Source organism: Streptococcus oralis (genome assembly GCF_001075875.1).
Classification (GTDB): Bacteria; Bacillota; Bacilli; order Lactobacillales; family Streptococcaceae; genus Streptococcus; species Streptococcus oralis_I.
This window is the reverse complement of record NZ_JUOS01000170.1, coordinates 1-8,249: the sequence shown is the minus strand read 5'-3', so window position 1 is coordinate 8,249 and position 8,249 is coordinate 1. Positions and strand designations below refer to the sequence as shown.

The 8,249-nt window shown below is 42.0% G+C and carries 10 protein-coding genes and 1 tRNA gene; 4 read left to right on the top strand and 7 right to left on the bottom strand.

Features of this window, described 5'->3' with window-relative positions:
* From pepF to ADM33_RS09025, 7 genes are all read right to left on the bottom strand, one after another.
* A partial coding sequence (gene pepF / locus ADM33_RS09055) for an oligoendopeptidase F (protein WP_049504660.1) occupies positions 1-1,447 on the bottom strand: 1,447 nt, incomplete at its 3' end.
* A 10-nt stretch (positions 1,448-1,457) separates the two neighbouring features.
* Positions 1,458-2,201: a 16S rRNA (uracil(1498)-N(3))-methyltransferase gene (locus ADM33_RS09050; RefSeq protein ID WP_049504659.1), complete on the bottom strand. Its 744-nt coding sequence runs from the start codon at positions 2,199-2,201 to the stop codon at positions 1,458-1,460.
* A 1-nt stretch (position 2,202) separates the two neighbouring features.
* Positions 2,203-3,153: a 50S ribosomal protein L11 methyltransferase gene (gene prmA / locus ADM33_RS09045; RefSeq protein WP_049504658.1), complete on the bottom strand. Its 951-nt coding sequence runs from the start codon at positions 3,151-3,153 to the stop codon at positions 2,203-2,205.
* Positions 3,132-3,533, bottom strand: a complete 402-nt coding sequence (locus ADM33_RS09040) for a hypothetical protein (RefSeq protein WP_049504657.1) — start codon at positions 3,531-3,533, stop codon at positions 3,132-3,134. The genes prmA and ADM33_RS09040 overlap by 22 nt, the downstream gene beginning before the upstream one ends.
* On the bottom strand, positions 3,499-3,963 hold the full coding sequence (locus ADM33_RS09035) for an NUDIX hydrolase (protein WP_049504656.1): 465 nt from the start codon (positions 3,961-3,963) through the stop codon (positions 3,499-3,501). Before ADM33_RS09035 ends, ADM33_RS09040 begins: the two co-directional genes overlap by 35 nt.
* A 49-nt stretch (positions 3,964-4,012) precedes the next feature.
* Positions 4,013-4,555 carry a hypothetical protein gene (locus ADM33_RS09030; protein ID WP_049504655.1) on the bottom strand — a complete coding sequence of 181 codons (543 nt, stop codon included), beginning with the start codon at positions 4,553-4,555 and terminating at the stop codon, positions 4,013-4,015.
* Positions 4,556-4,610: 55 nt separating this feature from the next.
* The gene (locus ADM33_RS09025; RefSeq protein WP_006149390.1) at positions 4,611-5,081 is read right to left on the bottom strand and encodes a DUF3013 family protein; all 471 of its coding nucleotides are present in this window, start codon (positions 5,079-5,081) and stop codon (positions 4,611-4,613) included.
* Positions 5,082-5,196: 115 nt separating this feature from the next.
* Between ADM33_RS09025 and ADM33_RS09020 the strand changes: the two genes are divergently transcribed.
* The 4 genes from ADM33_RS09020 (at position 5,197) to ADM33_RS09005 (ending at position 8,055) form a co-directional block, all read left to right on the top strand.
* Positions 5,197-6,468 carry a replication-associated recombination protein A gene (locus tag ADM33_RS09020; RefSeq protein WP_049504654.1) on the top strand — a complete coding sequence of 424 codons (1,272 nt, stop codon included), beginning with the start codon at positions 5,197-5,199 and terminating at the stop codon, positions 6,466-6,468.
* A gap of 262 nt (positions 6,469-6,730) precedes the next feature.
* Positions 6,731-6,803 (top strand) — tRNA-Lys (locus tag ADM33_RS09015).
* Positions 6,804-6,899: 96 nt separating this feature from the next.
* A complete protein-coding gene (locus ADM33_RS09010; protein ID WP_239684830.1) occupies positions 6,900-7,316 on the top strand; it encodes a helix-turn-helix domain-containing protein in 417 nt (138 codons plus the stop codon).
* Positions 7,317-7,539: 223 nt separating this feature from the next.
* On the top strand, positions 7,540-8,055 hold the full coding sequence (locus tag ADM33_RS09005) for an HdeD family acid-resistance protein (RefSeq protein ID WP_006150850.1): 516 nt from the start codon (positions 7,540-7,542) through the stop codon (positions 8,053-8,055).
* Positions 8,056-8,249: the final 194 nt, after the last annotated feature.

Below are 8,249 nucleotides of genomic sequence, written 5' to 3'. Positions count from 1 at the left end.
TGTTGAGTTTGCTTGCCCCAAAGGTTTCTCCTTCTTCAATCAGTGTATACACCTTACGCTGGAATGCAGCTTCCAGAAGGTGAGTGATGAAGTTATGGAAGTAGGTATCTGTCAAGCGGTGAGCAAGAGCGAAGCGTTTCTGACGTGGATCATCAGACTGGTGTTCCAAGTAATCACTTAAAAGCAATTCATTGAAGGTTGACGGTGCTTCGACATAATAGGTCGACATGTGGGCATTAAAATAGCTTTGGTGATTGTCAGAAAAGATGAATTGACCAGAATGCCCGATTTCATGAATCAAGGTATAAACATCGCTCAAACGGCCTGTCCAGCTCATGAGGACATATGGATGCACACGGTATGGATCAGCTGCATAGCCACCAGAATCCTTACCACTATTAGCAGCAAAGTCTACCCAACGCTCTTCTTGATAGCGAGCAACTTCCTGACAATATTCCTGCCCCAAAGGTTCTACCGATTTCATGACCAAATCGTAGGCATCATCAATGCTAACCTCTGGATTAAGAGCACTATCCAAATCCAATTTCCAGTCGGCAAAGGTCATCTTCTCAAGACCATTGACCTTAGCCACATGCTTGAGATATCTCTGAGCGACTGGCGCAAAGTCCTTCATGATAAGGTCAATCTGGCGATCAAACATAGCACGATCTACTTCTTGCTCGGCCAGAAGATAGTCAAAGACTGAGTCATATCCCTTCATATCTGCCAACAATTTCTCAGACTTGACCTGAGCAAGATAGGCTGCTGCAGCTGTATTTTGGTGCTTACGTAGTCCTTCTGAGAACGAACGGAAGGATTTCTCACGGACTTCAGCATCCTCGTGGTTTTGATAGAAGTTTTCATAGGTCACAAAACTGTTTTTGTAGGTTTTGCCATGGGCTTCAAAGTAAGCCATTTCAAAGTCCCCAGCTCGCATCTTGGTGTAAATATCCTGTGGACTGTAGAAAACTTCACCCAGATTGGTCAAGGCCTTTTCCACATCCGCCCCAAGATAGTGGGCTTTTTTGATTTTGGCCTGACGAATGGCTGCCGTCAAGTGAGGCAATTCACCCAAACGGTTCAAGACTTCCTCGTCTGCTGCCACTAAGGCATCGTCAAAGAAGGTTAAGGCGACACTGGCATCTGTCTCAAAGTCCATTCCAGCTTGGGCGATATTGGCAAAATCTTCATTACCATAGTCTGTCGTCTGAGGCATAAAGGCGTAATTACCGATATGACTCATCTGAATGTAGATTTGTTCCAATTCTGCAAAGGCCTTCTCGAAATCTTCAAAAGTGTGAAGATTGTCCTTATAGTCACGACTAAATTGATTGATATCTTCACGCGCCTTCTCAATCGCACGCAAGAAATCCTCGCGGTCTTGGTATAGGGCTGTCAAATCCCAAAGTTCCTTTTCAGGAAATTCTGAACGGTGTTTTTGTTCCATCTTTTTCCTCTTATTTCTCTAATTCTAATAAAACACTAAGGGCTGACAGGGCATAAAGCGGTGCTGTTTCTGCTCGCAAAATACGAGGACCAAGACCTGCCAAGACTGCTCCTTTAGCTTCAAAACTCTCGATTTCTGCAGGTGAGAGACCACCTTCTGGACCAAAGATAAAGAGCAATTCAGCTCCTTTTTCCAGTCCAGCAACTGCTTGTATAAGTGCGGCTGATTCGCCTTCTTTAGCCGACTCTTCATAAGCCACCACGATGCGGTCAAACTGGCTCAGTTGTGCTAGAAAGTCTGCCTTTTTCTCAAAAAGCGTAATACTTGGGACAAAGTTGCGCTTGCTTTGCTCGGCTGCTCCAAGGGCGATTTTTTCTAGTTTCTCGACTTTTTTCCCTAGTTTTTTACCGTCCCATTTAGCAACTGACCAGTCTGCAGGGAAGGCCCAAATCTGACTGGCACCTAGTTCCGTTACCTTTTGAGTGATAAACTCCAACTTATCTCCCTTGGGAAAACCAGATGCGATAGTCACCTGGACTGGCAGTTCCACATTGTCAGTTAATTCTTCAACCAACTCAAACTGACGTGCTTCCACATTTACCACGCGCGCCAAGCGCTTGATGCCATCATCAAAGACCAAAGTAACCTCGTCCTCTTCTTTCAAGCGCATGACCTGAAACATGTGCTTGCTTGTTTCCTTGTCCTCGATAGTGACAGGAGATGTGGCAAGACCTTTTACAAAATACTGTTGCATGCTAGCCTCCAATCACACCAGAGATATCCTTTGTTTTTTTGAAGACACAGGCATTCCATTCTCCTTGGATCATATGGGTTTCAAGGAAAAATCCAGCTGCTTCTGCTGACTCACGTACCATGTCCCACTTGTCCTTGATAATGCCACTCATGATGAGATAGCCTTCATCCTTGACCAATCGATAAGCATCGTCTGTCAGATTAATGAGAATATCCGCCAAAATATTGGCTACGATGACGTCTGCCTCGATTTCCACGCCTTTAAGCAAATCACCTGGGGCTACATGGATGTTTTCCATACCAGGATTGAGCTCAATATTTTCCTGAGCCACCCGAACCGCCACATCATCCAAGTCATAGGCAAAGATTTCCTTGGCACCAAGAAGAGAGCTAGCAATAGAAAGGACGCCTGAACCTGTCCCTACATCTAGCACCGTTTCGCCACCGCGAAGAACCTGCTCCAAGGCAAAGAGACTCATCTTGGTTGTTGGGTGAGTTCCTGTCCCAAATGCCATCCCTGGATCCAGCTTGATAATCTTTTCTCCTGCAGTCGCCTCATAGTCTGTCCAAGACGGCACGATGGTCAAGTCATGAGTAACCCGAGCTGGCTCATAGTATTTCTTCCAATTGTCAGCCCAGTCTTCCTCAGCCAAAGCAGTCGTTCCCATCTTGACTTCTCCCAAGTCCATAAAATCTGTCAATTCTGCTAGGCGAGCCTTCAAGTCCATTTCAACCGTTGCTACATCAACCGTGTCAGGGTAGTAGGCTGTCACAACGATTTCTTCTTTCTGATCGACCTCTGGGAAAATCTCGCCAAAGCGGTCAACATTTCCCACATAGTCCATACTGTCCTCGATCGCAACACCTTGCGCTCCCAACTCAATCAAGAGATTGGAAACCAACTCCTCTCCCTCACGCTTGACTGTAACTTTTAACTCTTGCCATGTTTCCATTTTGAATCTTCCTTATTTTTCTTAAATTCTTCAATCACATCTGCGTAATGTTCTTTCATTGCGCTATGAATCTGCTGTTTAAAAATACCAAACATAAGATAATAAACTAGTAGAACAATACTTTCAAACAGTATAAAAAGTAAAAAATACGCTGATAGGGGCAGTATGAGACCTCTACCACTTAGTAAGGGTACAACAACCATTAGAACACACATCACAGCCATAAAAATCCCAGTTACTTTCGTAGCTCTTTCTCTTATCTTCTTTAACTTTAAATATTCAATATAAATAAATATAGCTTCTTCTCTGGAATATTGTCCAGTTTTTAGTTTGTGTTTAACTTCTTTATTCAACGTCGTTGTTGCAATAGCAAAAATCATTCTTCTCCTCCAAATAATCCCTCAATCTTCTCTGCAACTGAGGTACTGCTTGTTTAGAATTAAGAAATTCCTCAATATTCATCAGTTTGTATCCCTGTCCCTCATCTCCAAAGGTGATACTGTCAAACTGTTCTTGACTTAACTGACCAACCATAAAAACAGACTGCCGACCTTCATAGAGCATGCTGGGATAGACCTTACTCCAAAGCAGGCAATCTTCAGTTAGATGAATTCCTAGTTCTTCATAGACTTCACGCCGAGCGCAGTCAAAAGGACTTTCATCCCCTTCACGGCCACCACCTGGCAATTCCCACATGTTGGGACAAGGGATATCGTCCTTGTCATCACGTAAGATAGCCAAGACCTTACCCCCACAAATCAAGGCAATCTTAGAGCCTGTGAAATCCATTCTGCTATCCAATAATTCCATGATATTTACTCTTTTCTATGATAACAATTACTCTCTAGGAAAATACAAGCTAGTTTTCTTCGATTACTTTTTGGCACTCTGCATCCCAGTACGCCTGCCATCTACCATGTTTTTTAGCAAAATAAACCGTAAACTCATCATTTACATAATCTGCAACATAGCGAAGATTAGGCGGGTTTTCCTCAAAACTTAATATCCAAGGATGGAAGTAAAATGTCCTTTCCCACTTCTTCTGAGTATAGCCGAGATCCTTAGCATACTGAGGGATGGGTTGTTGCAACTCGCTTTCCAAATGGGACTGAATGGCATTGTCAAAACTATTCAAACGAGCTAATAGTTGCTGAAACTGCTCTTCTTCCTCCGTCTTAAAACCAACTAGAAATTCAAATTCCGCAAAATCTTCAGGAAATTCAAGTTCTGTGATTTTCCCATCCTCAGCATAGCGTCCTTCCTCATTAACAAGGCGACGAGCTCCTGACTTCAATACTTTCTCGAAATCTAGATCCGCAAAGCGATTGCGGGGAAGAATATCAACTGACGGCTCAGTTTTAGCTGGCCTTCTCCTGAAAAACTGTTTGACTTTTTCTAGCATAGTCTCCCCCTTCTCCTTGAATTCATTATTTAAAAATGTCCACTTAGAATCTTTTCTAATACCTCGGATAGGGATAAAATTCTCCCTCTTCCAAACCGACTTTCCCTTCTTCAAAGACTTCTTGGTTCCATTCCATGACGAATTCTTCTGCTTCTGGGTCTTCCAAAAAGTCCATGAGAGCATCTAGCCCAACCTCGGCAGTATCCTTGAGAAATAGGGCAAAATAAGCTAAAAATTCACGAGAAAAACCTTTCTTCGGCAGGTAAGGGATGACCGTGAGATAGTCTTCTTCATTAACAGTTGACTTGGCAGGATTGTAAAAGAGCACCGCTTCCTCAAAAAGGATATCATCTGATGATACCTCTCCATCCTCATCCAGCATCTCCACTCCTGCAGCATTTTGTGCCTCTAGCAAAAAACTTACTTCAACCGCATGATTGCGCTTATCCCAGCTAATCTCATAATCAAAAGGAAAGTTCTTGTCCAACTCTTCTTGTAAAACATCTAAAAATCCATATGTTGCCATTTTGTCCTCTTTCTATACGACTCTTCAATCGCCCCGAATACTCGGAAATATGCTAAAATAGATACTACCATCTTACCACATTCGTATCAGAAAATCCATGTTAGAAAGGACTACTATGCCAGACAATCTCGCGCTTCGTATGCGCCCCAAAACCATCGACCAGGTCATCGGTCAGGAGCATCTAGTTGGACCTGGCAAGATTATCCGCCGTATGGTGGAAGCCAATCGCCTATCCTCTATGATCCTCTACGGACCTCCAGGCATCGGAAAAACCAGTATCGCTTCAGCCATCGCTGGAACGACCAAGTATGCTTTTCGGACCTTCAATGCGACAGTTGATAGTAAAAAACACCTCCAAGAAATCGCTGAGGAAGCTAAATTCTCAGGTGGCCTTGTACTGCTACTAGACGAGATTCATCGTCTTGACAAGACTAAACAAGACTTCCTCTTGCCTCTCTTGGAAAGTGGACTGGTCATTATGATTGGAGCGACGACTGAAAATCCTTTCTTTTCTGTCACGCCAGCCATTCGTAGCCGTGTTCAGATTTTTGAGTTGGAACCCTTGTCTAACCAAGATGTTAAAGAGGCCGTTCAAATAGCCCTGACTGACCCTGAAAGAGGTTTTGATTTCCCTGTTGAGTTAGATGATGATGCCCTTGATTTTATCGCAACATCTACCAATGGAGATCTCCGTTCTGCCTTCAATTCGCTTGATTTGGCAGTTCTCTCCACCCCAGAAAATGATGACGGTGTCCGTCACATCACACTCGACATTATGGAAAATAGTCTTCAGAGAAGCTACATCACTATGGACAAGGATGGAGACGGACACTATGATGTTCTCTCTGCCCTGCAAAAATCCATCCGTGGATCCGATGTCGATGCTAGTCTCCACTATGCTGCTCGCTTGATAGAGGCCGGTGACCTTCCTAGCCTAGCTCGTCGTTTGACTGTTATTGCTTATGAAGATATCGGTTTGGCCAATCCCGAAGCCCAGATTCATACCGTGACTGCTCTGGATGCAGCACAGAGGATCGGTTTCCCCGAAGCCCGCATCCTCATTGCCAATGTTGTGATTGATTTGGCCCTTTCTCCAAAATCCAACTCAGCCTATGTAGCTATGGACAAGGCTCTGTCTGACCTTAAAACCTCAGGTCATCTACCAATCCCACGTCACCTGCGAGATGGCCACTATAGTGGTAGCAAGGAATTAGGCAATGCCCAAAACTACCTCTATCCACATAACTACCCAGGTCACTGGGTCAAACAAGAGTACTTGCCAGAAAAAATTCGCAACCATAGCTACTTCTCACCAGAAGATAGTGGAAAATACGAACGTGCCCTGGCTCAACGCAAGGAAACCATTGATAAATTACGAAACTTATGAAATCCTTTTCAAAATTTTTAATTTTCCCTTGATTTTTTTTGAAAAAGTGGTATCATATAATCATAGAAACGCTGTGGTGTACGACTTCACATTTAAGTGTTGACCGACTATTTTTTGTATTATTAGGGAAACAAAAGTCTTCTAACAGCATGTAGGCCGTCTCACACGGAAACAGCTTCAGTTAGAGCGAGTTGCCCACCTGCTTAATTGCGCGGGTTCAATACAAACCGTGAAGTTTCGGCACCAATACAGCTTTTTATTTGCCTCCTTAGCTCAGTTGGTAGAGCAGTAGACTCTTAATCTATGGGTCACAGGTTCGAGCCCTGTAGGGGGCATCTAAATCAACAGGAAAAAGCCTTTATTTATAAGGCTTTTTTGCTTGTCTATAACTGATTTGCCCCATCATTTGCCCCACATTTTTTTTATGAGCAATCTTTCCAGACATCTCTGATTATGAAAAACAAAAAAGCTATCCTACCTTTGCAAATTTGGATAAGATAGCGGAATATTTTAATGCAACTCCAACCCAACTCTTTGGAACGAGTAAAGAGATTGAGTTAGAAAAGAGTGTTCTTGAATCTAATGAATACTCTGATAAAGTAAGTGAAATCTTAAAAGCTGTCAAATACATCGAGCATTTCCTACATACTGATGGACAGTACTTAGAGGATTTACTTTACCTAACAAGAGGCAACCAACTATACACAGAAGATGGAAAAGAGTTGTATATTGATCCAACTTCTCAGAAAAGAACACTTCATACCCAATATGAACCTGGTTTTATTGTAGCAAGAGAAAAATCTCCACTAGAACTCTTGATTGAAAATAAGGAATTGTTTGATAAATAGAAAAAGCGAGGATAACCTCGCTTCAGATTGAAGTTAAAATCTTTAGAAGACACTTTTATAAGGACTTTGTCTTAAATCTGTGAAAAGGAGTGAAAACTCCTTTTCTTTTTGTAAGTCAGACTGAAACTTCCAAATTGTTTATTTATTTTATTGACATTTTCTATAAAAATAAGTACAATAGTTTTATTAACAAACTATACTATACTATATAGGGGGTATTGAAATGAAATTTTCTAATCGTTTACTGCTATTCCTTGCAGGAGTTGTTTTTGTCCTTTTAGGACTTTTCCTATTTACAAACCCAGTAGCTAATCTTGTTGCTTACAGCTGGTGGATTTCATTTGGTTTACTGGTTTCTTCTATAGCAGCTATTTTAGGCTATTTCTCTGCACCAAAAGAGCTTCGCTCACCTGTTTATCTTTTCCAAGGATTTGTTAGTCTTCTCTTAGCTCTTTACCTCGTTGCTTATGGCTTTGTGACCCTGCCGGTCGTCATTCCGACCATTGTAGGAATTTGGTTAATTGTAGAAGCCATTATTGCTTTCTTTAAAGGCAATCGTCTAAGATTGATTTTCCCTATTATTGGTAGCAATATCACGTGGGTAGCCTTGCTTGAATTTTTACTAGGTCTAGTGATTCTGTTCAATCCAGTGGCTACAGGTGTCTTTGTCGTTTATGTCATTGCCTTTTCAGTTTTAGTTACTGGCTTCACCTACATTATTGAGGCCTTTCGTAAATAGTCTAGTTGCTATTTCTATCGCATTCAAAAAAGCTGGGAAATCATATTCTCAGCTTTTTTGTCTCTTTAATTATCACTTTTTCGCATTCCATTCTGCGTAGAAATTTGTTTTTCCATTTTATTCTCCAATTTGATCTCGCACTGACATTTATTTATAACAAAACTATATATCTAGAATAGCATAATCATTAGGTA